Raw genomic sequence first — 22155 nt, forward strand, 5'->3', positions numbered from 1 at the left:
CATGATGAAGCAAATGATTAGACAAATTGCTATCCAATCGGATGTCTACCAGCATCGATGGTTTTTTGCCGTGCGCGTTTGCCTTGCCCAAACGCTTGAGTAATACGGTCAATAATAATCGCTACAATGACAATAGCCGTACCTGCTTGTAGTCCCTGCCCAATATTGAGGGTTTGTATAGACTGCAATACATCTTCACCCAGACCGGGCGCGCCAATCATAGAGGCCAGTACCACCATAGAGAGCGACATCATCACCGCTTGATTGACACCCGCCATGATACTGGGTAGCGCTTGTGGCAGTTTGATCCAGATGAGCAACTGCAAATGTGTGCTGCCAAATGAGCGGCCTGCCTCCACCATTTCGTGATTCACTTGCGTGATACCTAAGGTTGTCAGACGAATGAGGGGCGGCAAAGCATATATAATGGTGGCAAACAATGCGGGCACTTTACCAATCCCAAATAGCATCAGCACTGGTATCAGATACACAAAGCTAGGCATGGTCTGCATCACATCCAATATAGGCGTCACAATCTGACGAAGCAGCTTACTACCTGACATAGCAATACCAATCGGTATACCAATAACCACCGTGACCAATACTGAGACGATGAGCAGCGCTAAGGTATCAATCAATGCACCCCAAAGCCCAAATGCACCAATTAAAAACAGCCCTGCGCCGCATGCCAGCGCAAACCAAATCTTGCGTACACCAAACCACGCCAATACCGTGACCAGCGCAATAATCAACCAGGGAGGAATGACCGTTAATAGGCGCTCAATCGGTAGCAATAAGTACGTGAGTGCGAACGTACTGATAGTACGAAACACCTCACCATAATTTTGCACGGTGCTTGCTAGTGTATTATTTAGCGGGGTCTCAAGTGACCATGACGGGAATTTAGAGGTTAGCGCTGTTTGATTAACGCTAGAGGCCACGGTATCAGCAGTGATGTTGGCACCAGTTAAGCCAATACCCAATTTATCAGCAAGGTTGGTCGCCGCTTCATCAGACAGCCACGCTTGCCAAACGTTTGGATGTTCACGCAAAAATACTAAGGCTTGCTCCTCCCCGCTGCGTTTATTTTCACTCATCTCTAAGATAGCACCATTGAGCTCATCAGAGGTGAATTGTACTTTTTTGAAGGCCTCTACCAACTCAGGGTTGTTATCGATAAATGGCGTAGATACCGCAATACCTAAAGGCGATACAGGAAACCCAGAGACACAGCTGGCGGTGCCATCGGCCCGTAACAAATCTTGCCAACAGGCGTCATCATGATCGGGAAACTTGAGTGGGGCAAAATCATACTTTGCCATCAATCCTGTGGGTTGCCAATAATAAAACAATAGCGGTTTGTGTTGCTCAAAAGCGGAGGCAATCTCGGCATCAAGCGCAGCACCAGTCCCAGGATGAACGTTATTAAATACCCTGTCCAGACCTGTGTTTTTTAACAACCGAGTATTAAAAATCTCGCACGTCCAACCAGAGGGACAGTTCATAAAGCGTGACTTGCTAGGGTCTTCTGGATCTTTAAAAAGATCCGCGTATTTAGGTAGATCTTGATAACTGCGTAGCCCAGGGTTCTCTTCTAGGACGTATTTAGGGACATACCAACCTTGAGTCGCTCCGCCCTTGAGCGTATCCCCAATGACTGCTACTTTGTCGTCTTCAATGGCCTGCTCCATGATTGGCGAGCGCCCAACCCACTGCTCACCAATAACCTGAATGTCATTTTGTGACAAGGCTGTCTCAAGCGCGGGCCCTGCTCCTGGCACCTCCTCTATCGTACAGCCATAACCGTCCTCTGCGATATGCTTGAGCACACCAGAGATGAATTGACCGCTCTCCCACGTTAGCGCCCCAAATTTGATGGGGGACGCGCAAGCGGCGGATGCCGATATGGGCAGTAAAAACGCACTCATACACAGTAAACTGAACGCAATCCATTGGCGCATGCTCTGTCCTATTTATTATCTGTATCAACATTAAAAACGTTGTTCAAAAAACAGACTGTTAGTAATACGCTTCCTACTCTGTGTAAGTTCACATTCCTACAGAGTAAACCTTGTATATTACTCAAACAGCATTCTACGGTTGTTTAGCCTTTTTATAAAGTGTAGCGATTTATAAGGGGGATCACAAACACTTATTTATCAATTATCTGGACGGTTTTTACACTACCCTACGCACAGACAGTCACCGTGAGCGCTTATCATCCGTTAATATCGATTTCTTGAGTAAAAAAAATAGCACCCATTTGCGTAGATGCTATCTAGGCGCTATCACTGTTCAGACCACTAATTTGGGCCAACCACTTTAAAACGGGCATTTTAAAAGTTTTACTTTAAAACGATTATTTCAAAAACAGGGCCATGGCTTTTTTAAATAGCCCACCATAAGGCGGCAACAACAGATTCATGCCATTTAGCTTGGCTTGTACAAAGACAGGTTTCATGTGGCTTAGACGCTCAAATCCAGCTTTGCCGTGGTAAGCACCTGTACCAGAATCTCCGACGCCACCAAACGGCAAATCATGCTGCGCAACATGCATAATCACCTCATTAATACACAGGCCACCAGAGACCGTATTGTGACGTATTTTTTCTAACCCACTGTGGTTATCGCCAAAAACGTATAGCGCCAATGGCCGTGGACGTGAGTTGACGAAGTGGATCGCGTCATCAAGCACCTCATAATGCACGAGTGGTAAAATTGGGGCAAAAATCTCCTCTTGCATCACCTCACTATCAGGCGCAGGCTCACTCACTATGACTGGTGGCATCAGACGCGTTTCAATATGAGACTCTGCCGTGGTCAACGCATGTATTTGATCCGTTGACAGCGCGTCTAGATAGCCTTTGACGCGCTTGAATTGCTCAGCGTTGATAATGCGTGAATAATCTGGGTTATTTTCGATATTAGGATAGTGCTTTGCCATCCACTCTTTTGCCAGCTGGATAAATTGCTCATGATAATGCCGCTGAATCAATACATAGTCCGGTGCGATACAGGTTTGACCCGCGTTTAATGTTTTGCCCATCATCACCCGATTGACCACTGACTCTAAGTTGGCATCATCTAGTACAATTACTGGTGACTTACCACCAAGCTCAAGTGTCACAGGCGTTAAATTAGGAGCAGCGGCGGCCATGACTTTTTTGCCCACGGCAGTGGAGCCTGTGTAAAGCAGATGGTCAAAGGGTAACTCGCTAAAGGCCGCAGCAATCTCAACCTCACCCAGCACCACACAGATCATATCTGGTGAGAAATAACGAGCAATCGTATCGGCAAACGTCTGGGCAAATTGCGGTGCGGCCTCACTCATTTTGATCATGATTCGATTACCCGCCGTAAGCGCATCGATCATCGGGCCGATTGCCAAAAACAGCGGGTAGTTCCAAGGCACCATGATACCGACCACACCGAGCGGCTGTGGCTGAACTTCATTATGAGCTGGCATATACAATGGTGAAATAGAAACACGCTGTGCTTTCATCCACTTTTTGCCGTGTTTTTTGGCATGGCTGATTCCAGTGAAGCTAGGAAACAGCTCGGCAAATTGGGTCTCTGATTCGCTACGGTAACCGAAGTCCTCGCTAATCGCTTTTGCAAAACTGGCTTGGTTATCGCTAAGCATGATCTCTAGGTTGTCCAGCTGGGTCTCACGAGTGCCCCAGTCATTTATTGGCTGCGTACGACTCAATGTTTGTAGGCGGGAAAACTGCGCTTTCATCTCATCGATTGTTGTTACTGTACTAAGCGCGTCAGGCAGACGTTGCGACGCAAGATCAGTAGCGCTTGAGGCTTGCTCATTGATGGCTTGGGTATTATCTGTCATTTTTCTTCCTTGTTGTATGCGTTGGTGTGAACAGGCGACGCTGGATAAAAGACGCTAAATTTTTAGTCCAACACTTACTTTAATAGCCTGTCCTGACCACAAAATTCATCAGATTCCGTTCATTATACTTTAATGTAGCGCATCGCCTGTTCAATGAACAGCACATTAAGTTGACTGCCGCGTTTGTATGGGTGAAGGGTCTATTCAAGGTGATGATATGCAGCCCAGTTTGTGCTATTTCTAACTTTTTTCGTTATTCGTATTGAGAGATTTGTACAAGGGCAAGAGATAGTTTTGTGTGACTGTCTTTAAAACTGCTACACTGCTTACCAGTAATGAAGACCCTTAAACCCAACAAGAATAAGACACAACTCTCATGCAAAATGCCACGCAACCGCTTAATGACACGCTAATCAGCAAATCCCTGTCAGCCGCCGATTATGTTCCTACTCTCGATGCGATGCTCTCGCGCACCCTAGCGCGTATTGATTTAAAAAAACAACAAGGTCTGCGCACCCCTGATGAACTATGGATCGTCGATCATAATAATGTCTATACCCTTGGGCAAGCCGGCAAAGAAGAGCACATATTACAACGTACCAATACGCCTATTATCAAGACCGATCGCGGTGGTCAGGTGACATGGCACGGTCACGGACAATTGGTGGTTTACTGGTTGTTTGATTTAGACAGTCTTAAGTGGAGTGTCCGCAATTTGGTCTCCCACGCTGAGCAAGCCATTGAAGATGTCATTAATGACTGCTTGCGTAGCTCGTCTTTACCCAACACGGACAATATCAGCGCACATGCACGCCGTGATGCACCAGGTGTTTACTTATACGCTGATGCTTCTGCAGCAGATAATGACGCCAATACGGACACTAACAACCTATCCTTTGATAGTACGATTATGCTTGGCAAAATGGCTTCCCTAGGTTTTAAGATCAAGCATGGCTTTAGCTATCATGGCATCGCGATTAATTTAAATTGTGACTTATCAGCATTTAATGCCATCAACCCTTGCGGTTATGCTGGTATGCAAATGTTACGGCTATCAGACTTTGTGACCATGCAAAAAGAGCCCGCGGCACAAACAGTGCAGCCAATAAGCGAGTCATTAAGCTATGAGACAATCACCCAAAAGCTCATCGATAATATCGCCAAACGTCATGCTGGACTGATTGAGTTGCGAGCGATAACGCCAAAATAATGTCTTGAGTCTTTTTTTGCATAATATCTTGCACGCTTAGACTTAAGCATTATGAGAAAATTCAACCCAAACTTGTTATAATCGCATTCAGCATAAATCGGACGCAGCAACAGCCTTGCAGCATCCCAAGCTTAACCCCTTATTCAAACACCTAAAACAAAAGAAAATTGGAGTATTTTATGGCAGATTTTAACAAAATTTTAGATGCAGGCGACGTAGACGGCGGCGTTATCAACGTGGTAGTCGAAATCCCAACTGGCAGCAGCCATAAAATCGAATGGAATCGCGAACTGGCCGTATTTGAGCTTGATCGTATTGATCCACAGATTTTTGCTAAGCCTTGTAACTACGGTTTTATCCCGCAAACGCTTGACGAAGATGGTGATGAGCTTGACGCGTTGATTTTAACTGAACAGCCTCTACCCACTGGTATCTTCCTAAAAGCCAAGGTCATTGGTGTGATGAAATTCGTCGATGATGGCGAAGTCGATGACAAAATCGTTGTGGTACCTGCTGACGACCGCGATACAGGCAATGCTTACAACAGCCTAGATGATCTACCAAAACAGCTTATCAACCAGTTAGAGTTCCATTTCAGCCACTACAAAGACCTGAAAAAAGCGGGCACAACTGTGGTTGAGTCTTGGGGTGACGTGAGTGAGGCCAAAGAAGTGATCAAAGAATCTATCCAACGTTGGAAAGATTTATAATCCACCGAAGGTTGGTACTTGTGCTCATAAAGGTAAGTACCCCTCAAATACCGCAGTCACTATCGTGATTGCGGTATTTTTTTGCTTGAATACGACGGGTTTAAAATGGTTATAATGAGCCATACTACCCATTCTTAAAATACGCCGTATTAAGGACAGACATGTTTAATCCCGACCCTAGCACAAAGGCGGTCAACACCAAGTTGCCAAAAGAGGTCATCATGATGATCGAAAAAAACAACTTAGTGATGGCCATCAAAACATTGGCCACAGACCAAAACATCAGTATGGATGAAGCCAAGAATAGGATCGATGCTTATGAGACGGTATTAAAGGTAAAACAACAACAAAAACTCAATACTATCGCCAGTAAACAAGGTATTCCTAATCAAGCTATCAGTTTTGATAGAGAGCAAGAATCTGACGCCTCCGGCCCACTCATAAAAAACCGTGTCAAGACGACTGAAGGGAGCCAAGGTTTCAAAGGCTTACAGGATGGTGTTGATAGCCAGCTCAATCATTTGGGTTATAAAAAACCCTTTCTACCTTATTGGTTAAAACGACTGCTCGTTATTGCCGTGGTGATGGCAGGGCTGTTCTGGATATTGTGGCAGGTATTTGGCTAAGTGATTCAACGAGAGGTTGGATAGCGCTTAAAAAGCATCTCTAGTTTATAAAGTAGTGAGAGAGGTAATAACAAAAAAATACCGACATATCTGTTTTTTATTACCCTCTCAGCAAAAATATTGGCTCACTGTATGCTAGTGGTGCTCACCTGGTAGAATTCTGGCAAAGGCGCGCTGCGCAAAGTTTGGTTTACTATCCGTCGTTTGGGCTGCTGTCGAACTTGGAAAAATACGATAGCCAATGGACTGTATACCCACGTTAAACGCTGGCACCAATGAGTAAGTTGCCGACGCAAATTTACCCATATTACTGGCGATACTGTTTGGTTTATGGACGATGGCTTTTGCGACCATCATTGCCGCTTCATCAGGCATCAAGGCTGGCATGTAACGATACAGCTTGGTTGGTGCAATCATCGGCGTACGTACCAATGGCATAAAGATATTGGTCACTTTAATATTATCCCCTTTGACCTCAGCCGCCAAACAACGACTAAAAGCGTCTAGCGCGGATTTTGATGCGACATAGGCCGCAAAACGTGGACTGTTTGCCAATACGCCAATGGAGGAGATATTGACGATTTGACCGGTTTGGCGTCCAATCATCGTTGGGAGAAAACCAAGAATAATTTTGACCGCACCAAAGTAGTTAACCTCCATGGTGCGCTCAAAATCGTGAAACCGATTGACCGACTCATGCACTGAGCGGCGAATTGAGCGCCCAGCGTTATTGACCAATACATCGATGTGCCCAAAATCCTCAAGAATTTTTTGACTGGTTTCTTCAATATCATCCATATCAGTGAGATCACATGGGTAGTAACTGGCCCGACCACCAAGCGCTTCAATGTTTTCTTTGACGGTTTTTAATTTGTCTTCGGTACGTGCCAATAAAATAACATGAGCACCGCATTCACTGAGCAAAAAGGCGGTACGCTCACCGATACCACTTGAGGCGCCTGTGATGATAATATGTTTATCTTGCACTGTTTTCGTTATTGTCTTTTTCGAGGGATTCGCCATAAAAAGTCCTTTTTTTTGTTCTATGCCTATGAAGGTTCGGTTATAGCATAGCAAAAAAGCATGCGATGAAGGGGATAAAACAGTGGTCTCAGCCAGTTAATTTGACGATTTTAGACGCTCATGTTTAGACGCTCATAGCTTTACAATAGCGTTTCTAGTGGAATGACGCTTTTTGCCTATTATTGATGTATTGATGTATTGATGAGGAGAATACGTTTTGATACCAACTCTGGCCCACTATATTGACTTAATTGCTAAAATAGTCGAAGTCATTGGCGTGCTTATTATGTTTGTTGGACTGTTTTTTGCTTTTTATCGAGGCATACGTTCATCGTCAGGTTTCAGTCATGACACCTACGTCGAGATAAGACAAACGGTTGGCAAGTCTATCTTACTAGGGTTAGAGGTATTGATTGCTGCTGACATCATGGCCACTGTCGTGACAGAACCAACACTACGCAGCATCCTTGTCTTGGGTTTTATCGTTCTCATTCGCACTTTTTTAAGCTTGTCTCTACAAGTCGAACTAGAAGGCCGCTTCCCGTGGCAAAGCAAGCAATCTGCTACTAAAAAACCCGGTCCCAATTCAGTCGAAAAAAATTAGCGTGTTCTGAATGAGTGAGCACTGAGTAATTTTTATTCATGCGCGTGTAAGAAGTCCTCAACCACCCGAAACTGTCCAGCGGTGCTCTCTTCACCATACATCGCTTGGCGAAAAGCATTAGAGTTCGGAATGCCTGTCGTGTACCAAGCGATGTGCTTACGAGCGATCCGGCAGCCAGAGTACTCTCCATAAAAATCATACAGCTCTTGCAGATGCGCCAGCACAATGTCTTTTATCTCACCCACACTAGGAGCAGCATGGCTCTCACCAGTCCGTAAGAAGTGCTCGATATCACGAAATATCCATGGCTGTCCTTGCGCCGCACGTCCAATCATCACCGCATCACATCCTGTCAACTCGTAGACGCGCTGCGCTTTTTGTGCACTATCAATGTCACCATTGGCGATCACTGGGATACTGATGCTTTCTTTGACCTCGCGTATCAACTCGTAGCGCGCCTCGCCAGTATACATATCCTCACGTGTGCGCCCATGAATGGCAATCGCAGCAATGCCTGCTTGTTCAGCGCGGCGCGCCACACGCAAAATGTTTTCTCGGCCATTCTCGAACCCCAACCGCGTCTTTAACGTCACGGGCACATCCACGGCATTGACAGCGGCATCTAGCAAGCGTGCGACCAAATCTTCATCTTGTAGTAATGCAGATCCTGCCAGCTTACGACAGACTTTTTTGGCAGGACAGCCCATATTGATATCGATAATCTGCGCGCCATTATCAATCTGATAACGGGCAGCTTCGGCCAGCTTGTCTGGCTCCGCTCCTGCGATCTGCGCAGAAATAGGCGCGATCTCATTATCAAAATTGGCACGATAGAGAGACTTTTTGCGGGCATATAGTGCCGTATCGGCAATAATCATTTCGCTGACCGCGTGGCCTGCGCCAAACGACTTACACAATCGACGAAAGGGATTGTCTGTCACACCTGCCATAGGCGCAACCATAAGACGATTTTCTATCGTCAGACCGCCGATATTTAACGGCTGCAGTAATGGATGTTCAGATACTGACAAAGAAGAAGAAGATAAGACTGAAGAATCGGTAGGCATAGAAAACGGCTTGCAGTTAATGAAAGTAAGTCAATGAAAACAAGCCGTTATTCTAAGGGTTCGTACACATATTGCAAGCTATTCGCGCGAATAACTTGCATCGACAAGCACTAATTTTTAATCATGGAATGCATCATTTATCAAACACACTACCCTGCTCCAACGTGATGTCTTCATCATGTTCTTGCATACGCCACGGTAAACTGTCAGGTGAGACGTTTAAAAAGTGTAGATATTTTTCGAACTGATCAATAATGTCATTAATGACCGACTCTGGCTGATAACCGTATAAATCATAAGTTTGTCCACCACGGCGCAGATAAACCTCTGCACGATGGTGATGCTCTTGGGGCAAATCGCTTGCCTTGTCTTCGGTATAATAGTCAGGCGCATCGTGCTCAGACAAGCGCACTTCGTACCAGAAATCCACATCATCGCCGCGTTGTAGCTCTAATATCGCACGGTTATTAAGCTCATCATAGTTCACCGAAGGCTTCCAACCAGTCTCAGCGAATTTCTCTGACACCTCTATCATTGAGGGCATGACTACCTGTTTAATATAGCTTAATACCTTGTCACGTGTAGGTTGATCGGTTATATAGTCAATCCGATCACGCCACGCTGAAGATTTGAGCAGGTGCGGCGGCAGTTTGTTGTTATTGCCCAAGCTTTGGTTGCGATGGCCTTCGATACGTAACGCACGCCACATACCAAACATCGCAATCAACATAATAATGGCAAACGGTAAAGCACTAACGATAGCCGCTGTTTGTAAGGCTTCTAAGCCACCAGCCAGCAATAACGCTGAAGCCACTGCACCTTCAGTGACCACCCAAAATGTTCGCTGCCACCAAGGCGTGTCACTACGACCACCGGCTGCTAACGCATCAATGACCAATGACCCTGAATCCGATGACGTCACAAAAAAAGTGATGATCAATAAAACCGTTAATGAAGATACGATCTGGGTAAAAGGCAAATTCTCTAGTAACTTAAACAATGCGATTGCTTGGTTGTTTTGAACTTCACCAATGAGTGAGTTATAGCCATCGACCATAATCATGTTCAGTGCAGTGTCACCAAACACCGCAAACCAAAAGAAAGTAAAGAAGGTTGGCACCAACATCACACCAAGTACAAACTCACGGATGGTACGCCCACGACTGATCTTAGCGATAAACAAACCGACAAATGGGGCCCAAGCAATGGTCCACGCAAAGATAAACAACGTCCAGTTACCAATCCAGTCATTGTGCTCATAGGCTTGTAAACTAAAGGTACGCTCAACGATATTACCTAAATAACTGCCCGTATTTTCCATAAAGGCATTGAGGATGAAGACTGTGGGGCCAACGATAAACACAAATAACATCAGTGCTGTCGCTAACACCATGTTTAAAATAGATAACCGTTTTACGCCTTTGTCCATACCCGCTAATACTGATATCAATGCTGCAGCGGTAATCACCGCAATGGCAATCACTTGAATCCCCGTACTGACTGGGATCATATCTGGCAGTAGATAGTTTAAACCTGCATTAATTTGCGATACTGAGAGACCTAGGCTGGTTGCGATACCAAACATTGTCCCTACAATGGCAAACACATCAACGGCATGACCGATAGGGCCATGGATTTTATCACCGATAAGCGGATAGAGCGTCGAGCGCATGGAGAGAGGAAGACCATGGCGAAAAGAGAAATAGGCCAACGACAACCCTACCACCGCATAAATCGCCCAAATATGAAAACCCCAATGAAAATAAGCAATTTGCATCGCCTCTTTTGCTGCCGCAATAGTCTCTGGTGCCGAGATGGGTGGACTCGCAAAATGCATGACCGGCTCTGCCACGCCAAAGAACAATAAAGCAATCCCGTAACCGGCCGAAAATAGCATGGCAAACCACTCAAGAAACTTATACTCCGCCTCAGCATGATCAGGACCCAGCTTAATTCCACCATAAGGTGAAAATGCTAATACAATAATAAACAATAAAAAGAGCGCCACTGCCAACATGTAAAACCACCCAAATGTTTCAGTGGTAAAATTGAGCACGTCGCTAAATAATGCGCCTGCAGCATCTGGATTGATGGCCGTACCAATCACCAACAGCAGCATAATAATGGCCGCTGGGACAAACACTGGCAGCAAAATAGTAGAGCGAGGTAATTTAGTCATAAAAAATGATTCCCTCAAAAAGTGATAATAAAAATAACTGTGCCTTTTTAAACAAAATTATTGTTTATTAAATTTGTTTAAAAAGGCAAAAATGTGGGCAAGTTTAGGTAAGTAGTCATAATATTTATCACAAACTTTCCCAAAACCCTAGATAAGCCTTGTATTTGTAACACTACTTTAACTAACATTACATGACTGTTACCAAAAAATAAAAAAGACAGCCCATAGGCTGCCCTTTCTCACATTAAAAATTAAGCGTTAAGAAGAAATCAAAAACGACGCCTATAGCCCCCGTTAAAGGGACTAAGCAGTAATAGCAGCAGCAAGTTGCTTTGCCATGTCTGCAAGTTTAGCGCTTTCTACTTGGGTCACCGCATGGCGACCTAGCTCATGGATACTTGAGGGTATCAGGTGCACATGATAGTGAAAAACAGTTTGCCCAGCTTGCGCGCCATTTAACTGCATTTGAATGACACCTTCACGCTCAAACACTTGACGCTGCGCCTGCATGACCTTTTTAGAAGTCATCAAAACAGCCGCTGCATAGTCAGGCTCAAGGTCTGCTAAATCAACGGCTTTTTGTTTAGGTATTACCAGCACATGACCTTCTGCTTGCGGCATGATATCCATAAAAGCAAGGGTTTTATCGTCTTCATAGACTTTATGATAAGGAATATCACCATTTAGCATTTTGGCAAAAATATTGTTGTCATCATAAGTGGTTTGTTGCTCGTTTTGGCTCATTTTTGTTCCTTTGAATGGTTATGAAATGAATAATACATGTATATTGAAACTATCCTCTATAATATACTGGACGAAATGGGGTTTAAGTACAAGCCGGGCAAGCATTGGTACGATAAATTAACAAGTCTAGGCTCACCGCTATCGCTCACTAATTTATTGGCGAGTCAGGCGCTTTAAATGTTATATTAATAGTCTATTTTAATAACGCTATGTCTATGGATTTGCCTACTTTTTCGACCCGCGCGTCAGATAACAACGACACTTACTCAACGCTTAATGATACGGCACCAACGTCAGTGTCCAATACCTCTCCGCCTAGTAATGGTATTGGCTCAGAACACCCTAACGCTACCAGCGAAGAGCATACTCAAACCATTGACCCAAACGCTATCATTTTAGCTGAAGCGTTGACAGACAAAACCATCAGTTGGCAGATACACAACTGTAAAATCATCAAAAAAACCGTAACGCAGGATTTGCCTCTACCTTTTTTATATCATTATGACAGCTTGAGTGATGCCGTGAAACAAACCCATCCGCTGACCCCTGCATTGCTGGCTTCCTTTAACACTCCCATGACACCAAACGATGCGGCACAGCTGATCGGTATTGAGGAAGGGCTGATAAGTAGCCCATGGCATGTAAAAGTGATTGGTTCGTTAGTGGTGTTTAGTGAAGCATTGCAGTTAGCGGTACGGCTACATTGGACGAACACAGGCAAAGAGACACAGCAGGTTTATGTTAAGGAGGCCGCTGATGCGATCGCCGCTGCTTTTAAAGACTGGCAGTTTTTTGGCCGTATCGATGTCCTCTATAAAAACGACAAACAAACACTAATCAGTATTGACGAACAAGATAGCAGCGCTCAAACACCATCACCTGAGTCGTTATTGACGATAGACGCTAATGGCGAGTATCAATTGCTGTTGGCCACCCATGCGTTGGCCGTCATAACAAAGCTAGAAGCGGACAAAGTCGACTTGCCATGGTTTGATAAGGCGATATTAGAGCGCCTTGATTAGCACCTTACCTACATGTCTTTTACTGTGTTAAAAGCCGTGACGATCCACCAATTATTTTTAGTTACTCATATCTAATGGTATGGTAAAGACCTAGTATTATTCACTAGTCCTCGCCCTATATAAAAAGCACACTATCAGTACCACAGCTGAGGACGAACATTTTCACCACCCTCGCCTATTTGTAAGGAATATCACATGGATTATCGCTCAAAAACCTCTACCGGCGGTCGTAATATGGCAGGTGCCCGCGCTCTATGGCGTGCAACGGGCATGACTGATGGCGACTTTGGCAAACCAATTATTGCTATTGCCAACTCATTTACCCAGTTTGTACCGGGTCACGTGCATCTCAAAGATCTTGGACAGATGGTCGCACGTGAGATTGAAAAGGTTGGCGGTGTGGCAAAAGAGTTTAATACTATCGCAGTCGATGATGGTATTGCCATGGGCCACAGCGGCATGTTGTATTCACTACCAAGCCGCGACTTAATTGCGGACTCAGTGGAGTATATGGTCAATGCTCACTGCGCCGATGCCCTAGTGTGTATCTCCAACTGTGACAAGATCACCCCCGGTATGCTAATGGCGGCAATGCGCCTAAATATTCCGGTGGTGTTTGTCTCGGGCGGTCCGATGGAAGCAGGTAAAGTGATTGCCAGTACCGTGGGCCACAGTCATAACAACGATGGCGGCAGCGACGTCCACACCACTGACAGTAAAGGCAATGCCATTCGTAAGCTTGATCTTGTGGATGCGATGATGGATGCCGCTGATGACAGCATCAGTGATGAAGATGTGTTGGCTATTGAAAGCTCAGCCTGCCCAACCTGTGGCTCATGCTCGGGTATGTTTACCGCCAACTCAATGAACTGTTTGACCGAAGCACTGGGGTTATCATTGCCAGGCAACGGCTCACTATTGGCGACTCATGCCATGCGCCGTGAGCTATTTTTAGAAGCAGGCCGCACCATCGTTTCATTGGCCAAACGTCGCTATGAACAAAATGACGACTCTGTGCTGCCACGTTCTATTGCTACCAAAGCGGCTTTTGAAAACGCCATGAGCTTAGACATCGCCATGGGGGGCTCAACCAATACTATCTTGCATTTGCTGGCGGCGGCCAATGAAGCAGAAGTTGATTTTAAAATGGCTGATATCGACCGTTTGAGTCGCGGTGTGCCTTGCTTGTCTAAAGTTGCTCCCGCCTCGCAGAAGTACCATATGGAAGATGTGCATCGTGCAGGCGGTGTGATGGCTTTACTCGCTGAGCTTGATCGGGCAGATCTACTCACTACCGACTTGCCAACCATTCATAGTGCCACGATGAAAGAAGCCATCGACAAATGGGATATCATGAATCCGGACAATACCGAAGCACGAGCGTTGTATATTGCAGCGCCTGGTGGTGTTCGTACGACTCAAGCATTCTCGCAGTCAAAAGAGTGGTCTAATCTCGATGTCAATCGTGAGTCAGGTTGTATCCGTAGTGCTAAACATGCCTATTCAGAAGATGGCGGTTTGGCAGTGCTTTACGGGAATATCGCCGAGCGCGGCTGCGTGGTCAAAACCGCAGGCGTCGATGAAAGTATCTTAACCTTCACTGGTCGTGCGCGCATCTTTGAATCACAAGATGACGCAGTCGCTGCTGTGTTAGACGACAAGATCGTGGCCGGTGATGTGGTCATCATTCGCTTTGAAGGGCCGAAAGGTGGTCCTGGCATGCAAGAGATGCTTTATCCCACGACTTACCTTAAATCAAAAGGTTTGGGGAAAGAGTGCGCCCTACTCACAGATGGGCGCTTCTCTGGCGGTACGTCAGGGTTATCCATTGGTCACGCCAGCCCTGAAGCGGCTGAAGGCGGTGCGATTGGCTTGGTTGAAGAAGGAGATACCATTCACATCGACATCCCAAATCGTACCATCAATATGCTGGTGAGCGATGCCGATCTGGCCGCTCGCCGAGAAGCAATGGACGCGCGCGGTCGTGATGCATGGAAGCCTGTCAGTCGTGAGCGTCATGTCACGCCTGCCCTACGTGCCTACGCGGCTATGACCACCAGTGCCGATACTGGCGCGGTACGTGACGTCAGTCAGGTTGAACGTTAAGCCTTAGCTTCAATCATAATTTCATAAAATACTTCTATAACATCCTATTAAGCCTGCACTATGCAGGCTTTTTTTCACCAAAAAACAACACAGCTGTCGTTTTGATAACGATTTTTTGCGGTAATAAAATTTTTCTGGCGTCATGATAGGGTTTGTTGATAGCTGCTCTTTTTATCCTTCATACAGATAGTTATTGAATCCATTCATATTCCGTCTCACAGAATAGTCTTTTACCAAAATAGCAGCGTGCATAAAAACTATGATTGAAAACTACAATTTATTCTTATTGATCTGCGGTATCGCTTTTTTGCTCGGGGCGCTATTTCCTATCCTCTTTAAGCGCACCCCTGTCTCCTTGCCCATGCTCCAAGTCACGTTGGGGGCGATAGTGGGCTACTTTTGGATAACACTCGATTTTTTAAATCCCATTGAAAACGGTGTGGTGATTGAAAAACTGACTGAAATTGTGGTGTTGGTCTCATTAGTGGGTGCAGGTATCAAGATTGATACCGAACTATCTTGGCAGTTATGGCGGCCTACCGCTCGCCTTTTGCTGATTACCATGCCGATTGGTATTTTTGCGATGGCAATATTGGGTTATTACGCGTTTGGCCTAAGTCTAGGCGCCGCCATCTTGTTAGGTGCTGTCCTAGCACCCACTGATCCCGTATTGGCATCCAGCATTCAAGTCGGGCCTCCCAATACAGGCGGCGAGGACACACCGCGCTTTATTTTAACCTCAGAAGCAGGATTGAACGATGGGTTGGCTTTTCCATTTGTTTACTTGGCGATAAAGACAGCAGAAGCCTTTAGTGAAGGCGATCACTTTACTAGCGAGTTGCTTTGGTCGTGGTTTACCCATGATGTAGTATGGAAAATTGGTGCAGGCTTACTGGTGGGGATTTTTGTCGGAAAAATCATGGCCAAGCTGGTATTTTCAAAATACAGCAAAGAGACAACCATCTCCCAAGGTTATGTAGTCATTGCCCTGACATTGGTGGCTTACGGCCTAGCGGAATTTGTCCATAGTTATGGCTTTATCGCGGTATTTGTAGCAGCGTTTGTCTTTCGCCGCTCAGAACGTCAACATTCTTACCATCAAAAACTGCATGATTTCGCTGAACAATCAGAAGGCTTATTGATGTCATTGGTTCTGGTCACGTTCGGCATGTTCCTTGGACAAGGCTTACAATCTGGGGTTGAGCTAACCTGGCGAGTCTATATCGTCAGCTTTACGTTTTTGTTATTGATACGCCCTCTTGGCGGTTTTATTGCGCTAACAGGGTTGAGACTCCCGCATACCGAAAAATATGCGATCTCAGCCCTAGGTATTCGCGGGATTGGTACCCTATACTATTTGTCTTACGCACTCAATCAAGGTTTTTTTGGTGAGGAAGACGCGCTCAAATTATGGGTGGTCTGCTCCATTGTCATTTTGGCCTCAATTTTTATTCATGGTCTTAGCGCCCCAAGGCTGCTTAAAATGACGCCAAACAAAAATGATTAACCCAATAATAGGCTTGCTGTACATTCGCTTGCTTGAATGATGTATCAAACCATTTTTTTAGCTTTTTGCCAGCGCCTCATCTACCAAATCAAGTACGGCTTCTGTTAGGGCAAACTGACGGACATCATTTAGCATGGTGGCATCAAAGTTATGGATAAAGGCAAATGACAGTTGCCGCGCAGGGTCACACCAAGCCACCGAGCCGTTATAACCCATATGTCCAAACCCTTGCTTGCGCGTATCTCCTACCTCGTTATCGGTTTTTTGACACAGACTAAATAACCGATGATAGCCCAAGCGCCACTGCATGGGGGCTGGCATGACTGCATCTAAACCTGTAACTTGCGGTGTGGATAGCTGCTCAAAAGTTGCTTTATCAATAAGCACTCGCCCCTGCCACGTACCGCCATTGGCTAACATCGCATAGATGACGGCCAACGCCTGAGCGGAAGCGACACCATTGGCCGCGGGAATAATGGCCTGCAGTGTCTCACGACTGTGATAATCAATAGGCTGTTTACCAGCAGGTATGAGCGCCGCCTTATAATTTTTTAGGTTAAGCTGACTGGTATTGAAATACAAACGATTAATACTAGCCGTGTCTAATACAGGCGGGGTATCTTGCGTATTATTAGACGGTTCTACTTTTTTAGCATCGACACTACGCTGCTGCCAACAAGCCGCATTGGGTAAATTTGCATAAGTATGTAAGGTACGTTGCGAATCGACTTTCAAGGTAGGTTTATGGCGCTTGTTACGCAGCTGCGATCCGTCCTCATCTGACACCCCAAAGTCTTTGACCAGTGTGGCTACTTGCGCCACTTTTTTATTGGGTACGCCAAAATAACAACTGTCTGCAATGCCCAAAGGCTCAGTCAGATAGTGCTTCAATGCCTCAGCTAACGACAACTCAGTGACCGCTTCTATCACGCCGCCTAACACCCAACCATAGACCAACGCACTATAAGCACTGTCATATAATGTCGCGTTGTCAGGAGCTGCTATCGGCATCGCAGCAACTTTACTGAGCATCAAACGCCAATCAAGTAACGCGTCACTGTCCACATCGATACTCTGAATTGAAAATAAATTGGCCTGATGCGACATAACGCGACGCAAGGTGACTTTCTCTTTGCCACGCGCCGCAAAGGCTGGCCAATAGCTAGCGATAGTAGCATCATAGTCGAGCATTTTCTTTGATACCAACACATGAACCAGTGTGGCTAACACGCCTTTGCCGGTGGAAAAATTAATCGCCAAGGTGTCAGGTTGCCATTCCATGTCTGGGCGCGCCATGCCCACACTCACCTGAGCAATACACTTATTTGCCTGATAGACAACCACCGCGCCACCTGCCGGCGCATCATCAAGCTGTAATTCTGTGAATAATTGCTGTAAACGGTGTTGTAAGTTGATAGTCATCTGTTTATTAGTTTCCTGATGGTTTTCTTTATTGTTATCAGTCATGGCAGGCTGCATCATTTTTATCAAACAACCCATTTATCAAATAAATAAGTGTCATACGTACCGCCCCTTAGCATTGAATGTTAAACACTTGTATGATCCATACCCATAGATTGCGTGCTCACAAAAAAGGCCACCTATTGGTCGCCTCTTTGGTACTCAGTGCTGCTTAATCACACTTTATCATATTCTTATCTTAGCGCGGCACCAACAAACGATTATGGACCTCTTGCTCAAGCTTCGTCAAACCATGACTACGCCCACGTTCCATAGCAGTATCCATCTTACGGCCACGCAGCCAACCTGCACGCAGCGCAATTGCCGCACCCACTCTATTGCCTGACCCACAATGCATGGCTATTTTTTTGCCATGATACTGGCGTAATATATTATCAAACGCCAGTATTTTAAGCTGTTTTAAGTCGGCAGCGCCATTGATCGGCAGATGCTCATAGTGCATACCTGCACGCTCAACTGCGGCTGCCTCATCAAAGCTCAATTCATCATCAGGCTGCAAGTTAATCACCAGCTCAACGCCAGCTTGCGCTAAGCTGGCCACCTTTTCATCATCAAGCGCTCCGCAGACTATGGTGTTTGCATCAGGACGAAAATAAGCGTCAAAAACAGTAGCGAGATCCACACCATTATCAGCAGAGCTATTGTCAGTAGTGGCTTCGTTGCTAGCGCTGTCGTTGGCAGCGGCTATATCAGCCACCGCGGTGCTATCAGATGGATATGTGCTGGTTACTTTTTTTTGTGAAGTCATAATGATAAGTTTGTTCGTTAAAGATGGCGGTTAAGATAAAAACTGTCGTCTGCTATTTACTATCGCTCTGTAGCGTCACAGCCCCTGCCAGATGTGGCTTGTCATTTTTTGAGCTATACAAGCCAAACACACAAGTGTCTTCTGTGTCTTCAAGCTGTGCGACCGGATCAGCGATCAGCTCGACTTCAGCGGGCAAAAAGATTGGCAGCTTAAATGAGACGTCGACTGTACACGCGTCAGGCAGCTCATCCATCATGGCAAGACACTTAGCCTTTGACCACATACCGTGAGCAATCGCCTTAGGAAAGCCAAACGCACGCGCTGATAGTGGATGTAAATGGATAAGATTAAAGTCCCCTGAAACAAACGCATAACGACGGCCAATATCTTCTGGCACCTCAAAGATACTATGCACCCCTTCCTCGTTGACCAGCGGTTTAACCGTGACGGGGCGTGGGGCACTTTTCTTGTCTTTGCTACTGCTAGGCTTTTTGCTGCGTGACAGATAAGTTGAGGTCCCCTCCCAAATCACCTCATTCTCTGATTTGACGGTAGTCACAAAGTCAAACTGTTGTCCTTGGGCATGGTCACGTAAATTATCAAAAGTGACTGACAGGGCCACCGTTTCGCGCTCACCGATAGGACGATACTGAGTGACACTATTATCAACATGCACCAAACCTAACATGGCAAACGGGAATGGCTCTTTGACCATCATGTTCATTTGCAGGGTTTGGGACAGTACCGAAAAATAGGTAATAGGCACTTTACCGTTATCCGTAAAACCGCAGATTTTACGATAATCGTTTAAATTTTCCTGATCGATGTGCAGATCATCCACATAATAAGTCGCTTGCGGCAATTGTTCTCTACTAATTTTGCCACTATTGCCGATAGGCAGTAAACTTTTTACGATATTGGCGTAGGTAGTATGCGCTTTTGGCAACGCATCATAATGTTTGTCTGACATAAATAAATCCTAAGTGGGGCTTGAGCAAATTTTCTTGAGGCACCTAAAGATGCTATGAATACGTTGATAAAAGCCTGTCATTAAATGAGTTATAAGCTTATATTCTAATAATCGCATAAAATGCTACAACGGCAAAGCGCCATTTAGCTTGTAGTCCTTGTGTTTTTATCATAAAAAAGCCACCCTTGGGCAGCTTTATTACAATTTATCAGCAATTTTTTCGTAAGCATATGTGAGGTAATTTGGAAATAATATGACATATCATACATTTACCAGATACCTAAACCCTGTCTACGCTTACTGTTCGGTGAGGGCTAGGCACCAAGCAAGCTTTGACCACAAACGCGTACTGTGTTGCCATTCAAACCGCCAGACGCAGGCGATGCCAACCATGCGATGGTCTCAGCCACATCTACTGGTAAACCACCTTGGCTCATTGAGTTCATGCGACGACCTGCTTCACGAATGGCAAAGGGAATGGCTTCGGTCATTTGGGTTTCGATGAATCCTGGGGCAACGGCATTGATCGTCATGCCTTTTGCGTTGTCTTCTAATTGTTTTGCTGTGGCATTAACCAAACCAATAACACCCGCTTTAGAAGTCGCATAATTGGTTTGACCCAAGTTACCAGCAATACCTGAGATTGATGAGACACAGACGATACGCGCGTTTTCTTTTAGGATATCGTTGTCTAACAAGTAACGGTTTAACTTAGCAATGCTGCTTAAGTTGATATCGATAACCATGTCCCATTTTTTCTCGTCCATTTTTGCCAACGTCTTATCACGAGTCACGCCAGCATTGTGAATGACTGAGTCCAAACCACCGCGCTTTTGCGCTGCGTCTGCAATTTGTGCGCCAGCGTCATCACTAGTAATATCAACGGTTAAGATAGAGCCGCTGATTTCGCTAGCAACTTTTTGCAGATCCGCTTGTTGCTGCGGTACATCAAGGCAGATAACATGAGCGCCTTCGCGTGCCAATACACGGGCGATGGCTTCACCGATACCGCGACTGGCACCAGTCACCAGCATGGTTTTGCCGCCTAGTGGTTGAGTCCAATCCACATCGACTGACTCGCCTTTGCTAATACGTACTACCTGTCCTGAGACATACGCTGAACGTGCTGACGTAAAGAAGCGCAAAGTCGAATCTAGGTTTTGCTCAGCCCCTTCTTCAACATAGATAAGCTGAGCGGTAACACCACGCTTAAACTCTTTACCCACTGATTTTACAAAACCTTCAAGCGAACGCTGCGCCAAAGCAGTATCGATATCAGTAATGTGTTCTGGCGGACGGCCAATGACGATCACGCGACCAGATTTTTCGACGCGACGAGCAACGCTGTGAAAGAACTCATATACTTCTTTGAGCTGATCGGCGTTACTAATATTACTGGCATCAAACAATAAAACTTTGAATTTATCATCGCCACCCGTGTTGGCTTTCGCTTCTACGCCTGCATCTGCAAGTGCGTCTTTGATATCATCACGACTATTCACGAAAACTTCTGCATGGACGTCTGCCAAAATACGCGCTACTGACTCGCTAACACTTTTATTCTCACCATCAGCGCGTCCAACCAACACACTCCCACGTACCAAACGCTCACCACTCTCAAAACGATCAAGAGACACAGGTAAAGGTAAGCCTAGATTCTTGGCAACCTTTTTGCCAATAGAAGACTGAACAAAATCACCATAACGGTCTGACATAATATAATCCTATAGCTAATGGTTAAATAATAATAAACAGAAAATGCAGTGCTCCTAGCAGTGCTCCTATTAGATAGGCTATATAGGCGCATCAACATCATCATCGATATTTCATAAATGGGTCTAAAACTTATCTTAACTATACACTTTCATCATAAACAAGTCCAAAAACCGCCGATGTCTACAACAATCTGTAAACAAGCTAGTATACAAGCTGGCAATCTTTTCTAGCGTCAAAAAATACCAGATTGTGCTAAAATTAGACCTATAAGTTATGGGGAATGCAATTATCGATAACAATATATTATTAAAAACACCAATATGCAATGCCAGTACTTGATACTCATTGGTCTATGTAAATGGTGTTTGTGCGCTCAAAATGGTGTTTGTGCGCTCAAAGTGGTGACTGCTCTTATAAAAGTGACACACAATTTGCCAAAGACATACATTAAGGATATAAAAAACGCTTTATCTTAAACATCTATAAGGCGGCATAAATGATAGTATTTGCTCATTGTTTGTTTTCACTGATTTAACCCATACTTTTTATTTTATTGATTTGAACGCCCATTTTTCTTCTACCCATATTTTTTTAAGG

At 45.3% G+C, this 22155-nt stretch carries 17 protein-coding genes; 7 read left to right on the forward strand and 10 right to left on the reverse strand.

Annotated elements, in window-relative coordinates:
• Positions 1–29: 29 nt before the first annotated feature.
• Positions 30–1961, reverse strand: coding sequence for a glycine betaine ABC transporter substrate-binding protein (locus JFC06_RS03885; RefSeq protein ID WP_198334049.1), 1932 nt, complete (start codon positions 1959–1961; stop codon positions 30–32).
• Positions 1962–2359: 398 nt separating this feature from the next.
• A complete protein-coding gene (locus tag JFC06_RS03890; RefSeq protein ID WP_227670193.1) occupies positions 2360–3739 on the reverse strand; it encodes a coniferyl aldehyde dehydrogenase in 1380 nt (459 codons plus the stop codon).
• Positions 3740–4220: 481 nt separating this feature from the next.
• On the opposite strand from JFC06_RS03890, the gene lipB reads away from it, so the two are divergent.
• The 3 genes from lipB (at position 4221) to JFC06_RS03905 (ending at position 6390) form a co-directional block, all read left to right on the forward strand.
• On the forward strand, positions 4221–5054 hold the full coding sequence (gene lipB / locus JFC06_RS03895; protein WP_198334051.1) for a lipoyl(octanoyl) transferase LipB: 834 nt from the start codon (positions 4221–4223) through the stop codon (positions 5052–5054).
• Positions 5055–5233: 179 nt separating this feature from the next.
• Complete coding sequence (locus tag JFC06_RS03900; RefSeq protein ID WP_193006087.1) at positions 5234–5764, forward strand: inorganic diphosphatase; 531 nt, start codon at positions 5234–5236, stop codon at positions 5762–5764.
• A gap of 161 nt (positions 5765–5925) precedes the next feature.
• Positions 5926–6390 carry a hypothetical protein gene (locus JFC06_RS03905; protein ID WP_193006086.1) on the forward strand — a complete coding sequence of 155 codons (465 nt, stop codon included), beginning with the start codon at positions 5926–5928 and terminating at the stop codon, positions 6388–6390.
• A gap of 135 nt (positions 6391–6525) precedes the next feature.
• On the opposite strand, the gene JFC06_RS03910 is transcribed toward JFC06_RS03905, so the two are convergent.
• Positions 6526–7413 carry an SDR family NAD(P)-dependent oxidoreductase gene (locus JFC06_RS03910; protein ID WP_198334052.1) on the reverse strand — a complete coding sequence of 296 codons (888 nt, stop codon included), beginning with the start codon at positions 7411–7413 and terminating at the stop codon, positions 6526–6528.
• 217 nt (positions 7414–7630) lie between these two features.
• Here JFC06_RS03910 and JFC06_RS03915 point away from each other — a divergent pair, with 217 nt between their 5' ends.
• Positions 7631–8017: a DUF1622 domain-containing protein gene (locus JFC06_RS03915; RefSeq protein WP_198334053.1), complete on the forward strand. Its 387-nt coding sequence runs from the start codon at positions 7631–7633 to the stop codon at positions 8015–8017.
• A gap of 32 nt (positions 8018–8049) precedes the next feature.
• On the opposite strand, the gene dusB is transcribed toward JFC06_RS03915, so the two are convergent.
• The 3 genes from dusB to JFC06_RS03930 all read right to left on the reverse strand — a co-directional run bounded on the left by dusB (position 8050) and on the right by JFC06_RS03930 (position 12007).
• Positions 8050–9084 (reverse strand): tRNA dihydrouridine synthase DusB, encoded by a 1035-nt coding sequence (gene dusB, locus JFC06_RS03920; RefSeq protein ID WP_198334054.1) that lies wholly within the window; start codon positions 9082–9084, stop codon positions 8050–8052.
• Positions 9085–9217: 133 nt separating this feature from the next.
• Positions 9218–11263, reverse strand: a complete 2046-nt coding sequence (locus JFC06_RS03925; RefSeq protein WP_198334055.1) for a BCCT family transporter — start codon at positions 11261–11263, stop codon at positions 9218–9220.
• A 303-nt stretch (positions 11264–11566) separates the two neighbouring features.
• Entirely contained in the window at positions 11567–12007 is a 441-nt protein-coding gene (locus tag JFC06_RS03930) for an HIT family protein (protein WP_193006134.1), read from the reverse strand.
• Between the two features lie 215 nt (positions 12008–12222).
• On the opposite strand from JFC06_RS03930, the gene JFC06_RS03935 reads away from it, so the two are divergent.
• The 3 genes from JFC06_RS03935 to JFC06_RS03945 all read left to right on the forward strand — a co-directional run bounded on the left by JFC06_RS03935 (position 12223) and on the right by JFC06_RS03945 (position 16642).
• On the forward strand, positions 12223–13029 hold the full coding sequence (locus tag JFC06_RS03935; RefSeq protein WP_198334056.1) for a hypothetical protein: 807 nt from the start codon (positions 12223–12225) through the stop codon (positions 13027–13029).
• Between the two features lie 195 nt (positions 13030–13224).
• A complete protein-coding gene (ilvD, locus tag JFC06_RS03940) occupies positions 13225–15135 on the forward strand; it encodes a dihydroxy-acid dehydratase (protein ID WP_193006136.1) in 1911 nt (636 codons plus the stop codon).
• A gap of 259 nt (positions 15136–15394) precedes the next feature.
• A complete protein-coding gene (locus JFC06_RS03945; RefSeq protein WP_193006137.1) occupies positions 15395–16642 on the forward strand; it encodes a cation:proton antiporter in 1248 nt (415 codons plus the stop codon).
• Between the two features lie 57 nt (positions 16643–16699).
• Here the strand turns inward: JFC06_RS03945 and JFC06_RS03950 are convergent, their stop codons facing one another.
• From JFC06_RS03950 to JFC06_RS03965, 4 genes are all read right to left on the reverse strand, one after another.
• Positions 16700–18109: a serine hydrolase domain-containing protein gene (locus JFC06_RS03950; protein WP_193006138.1), complete on the reverse strand. Its 1410-nt coding sequence runs from the start codon at positions 18107–18109 to the stop codon at positions 16700–16702.
• Positions 18110–18302: 193 nt separating this feature from the next.
• Positions 18303–18872, reverse strand: a complete 570-nt coding sequence (locus tag JFC06_RS03955) for a beta-lactamase hydrolase domain-containing protein (protein ID WP_198334057.1) — start codon at positions 18870–18872, stop codon at positions 18303–18305.
• Positions 18873–18924: 52 nt separating this feature from the next.
• Positions 18925–19842 (reverse strand): MaoC family dehydratase, encoded by a 918-nt coding sequence (locus JFC06_RS03960; protein WP_198334058.1) that lies wholly within the window; start codon positions 19840–19842, stop codon positions 18925–18927.
• 314 nt (positions 19843–20156) lie between these two features.
• Positions 20157–21557 (reverse strand): 3-oxoacyl-ACP reductase, encoded by a 1401-nt coding sequence (locus tag JFC06_RS03965; protein ID WP_193006141.1) that lies wholly within the window; start codon positions 21555–21557, stop codon positions 20157–20159.
• Positions 21558–22155: the final 598 nt, after the last annotated feature.

Source organism: Psychrobacter namhaensis, assembly GCF_016107545.1.
Classification (GTDB): domain Bacteria; phylum Pseudomonadota; class Gammaproteobacteria; order Pseudomonadales; family Moraxellaceae; genus Psychrobacter; species Psychrobacter namhaensis.

Bases quoted from the DNA above. Each gene is read 5' to 3' on its own strand.
- JFC06_RS03885 (WP_198334049.1), bottom strand. From the start codon at position 1,961: ATGCGCCAATGGATTGCGTTCAGTTTACTGTGTATGAGTGCGTTTTTA.
- JFC06_RS03890 (WP_227670193.1), bottom strand. From the start codon at position 3,739: ATGAAAGCGCAGTTTTCCCGCCTACAAACATTGAGTCGTACGCAGCCA.
- lipB (WP_198334051.1), top strand. From the start codon at position 4,221: ATGCAAAATGCCACGCAACCGCTTAATGACACGCTAATCAGCAAATCC.
- JFC06_RS03900 (WP_193006087.1), top strand. From the start codon at position 5,234: ATGGCAGATTTTAACAAAATTTTAGATGCAGGCGACGTAGACGGCGGC.
- JFC06_RS03905 (WP_193006086.1), top strand. From the start codon at position 5,926: ATGTTTAATCCCGACCCTAGCACAAAGGCGGTCAACACCAAGTTGCCA.
- JFC06_RS03910 (WP_198334052.1), bottom strand. From the start codon at position 7,413: ATGGCGAATCCCTCGAAAAAGACAATAACGAAAACAGTGCAAGATAAA.
- dusB (WP_198334054.1), bottom strand. From the start codon at position 9,084: ATGCCTACCGATTCTTCAGTCTTATCTTCTTCTTCTTTGTCAGTATCT.
- JFC06_RS03925 (WP_198334055.1), bottom strand. From the start codon at position 11,263: ATGACTAAATTACCTCGCTCTACTATTTTGCTGCCAGTGTTTGTCCCA.
- JFC06_RS03930 (WP_193006134.1), bottom strand. From the start codon at position 12,007: ATGAGCCAAAACGAGCAACAAACCACTTATGATGACAACAATATTTTT.
- JFC06_RS03935 (WP_198334056.1), top strand. From the start codon at position 12,223: ATGGATTTGCCTACTTTTTCGACCCGCGCGTCAGATAACAACGACACT.
- ilvD (WP_193006136.1), top strand. From the start codon at position 13,225: ATGGATTATCGCTCAAAAACCTCTACCGGCGGTCGTAATATGGCAGGT.
- JFC06_RS03945 (WP_193006137.1), top strand. From the start codon at position 15,395: ATGATTGAAAACTACAATTTATTCTTATTGATCTGCGGTATCGCTTTT.
- JFC06_RS03950 (WP_193006138.1), bottom strand. From the start codon at position 18,109: ATGACTGATAACAATAAAGAAAACCATCAGGAAACTAATAAACAGATG.
- JFC06_RS03955 (WP_198334057.1), bottom strand. From the start codon at position 18,872: ATGACTTCACAAAAAAAAGTAACCAGCACATATCCATCTGATAGCACC.
- JFC06_RS03960 (WP_198334058.1), bottom strand. From the start codon at position 19,842: ATGTCAGACAAACATTATGATGCGTTGCCAAAAGCGCATACTACCTAC.
- JFC06_RS03965 (WP_193006141.1), bottom strand. From the start codon at position 21,557: ATGTCAGACCGTTATGGTGATTTTGTTCAGTCTTCTATTGGCAAAAAG.